Source organism: Dellaglioa sp. CoH-57-MRSF-20, from assembly GCF_056781955.1.
Genome location: NZ_JBXAXV010000064.1, coordinates 1 through 598 on the forward strand (window position 1 = coordinate 1; position 598 = coordinate 598).

Consider the following 598-nt stretch of genomic DNA (forward strand, 5'->3'; position numbering starts at 1 on the left):
GGAACGCCGTTGGGTCCATAGACCTGCGCGTGCACGTGGTCGCCACGTTGTTCCTCAACGTGGATCGAATGTCGCGACACTACTTGCGGAATCTTCATGATTTCCCTTAACCATACATGCTGTTGTTGGCCTTGCGAATTTCGTGCATGGGAATAGAATCGTCCCAGCACGACCGCGCGTACCATGCACCGTGGTAGTCTTCCCACACGAGTTCAGGCGTAAGACCTACGTACAGAGGGCTATTCACCCATTCCCCTTCAAATCGGAACCAACCGTACTCGTGACCGTGCGGCTCGTCGATGAATACACTGATCCAGTCATGAAACAGGCCGATAACGCCGTCTTCGTGGTTGATGCCGCCGCACACTTCGAGTACGAAGCCGCCTTCCTCATCATCAACGATGAACGTCTTCGCGCCACGGTAATACTCTTGCGTGCCGTCCGGAGGTTCAGGGAACTCGAACCATTCCACAGCCGCGTTGTGCAGCACGTATTCGACGCGTTCATGCTGAAACAGTTCGTGCTCCGGGAGCTGGGCCGGCCGCTCAGTATTGCCCAGCATCCATTCGATGATTGGACGCACGAACGCGGCGTCGGC

At 56.4% G+C, this 598-nt stretch carries 1 protein-coding gene; it reads right to left on the minus strand.

Annotated elements, in window-relative coordinates; genetic code table 11:
• Window positions 1-106 precede the first annotated feature (106 nt).
• Window positions 107-598, minus strand: a 492-nt coding sequence (locus tag AC1RPN_RS08115; RefSeq protein ID WP_481763702.1) for a hypothetical protein, incomplete at its 5' end; no start/stop codon positions are given.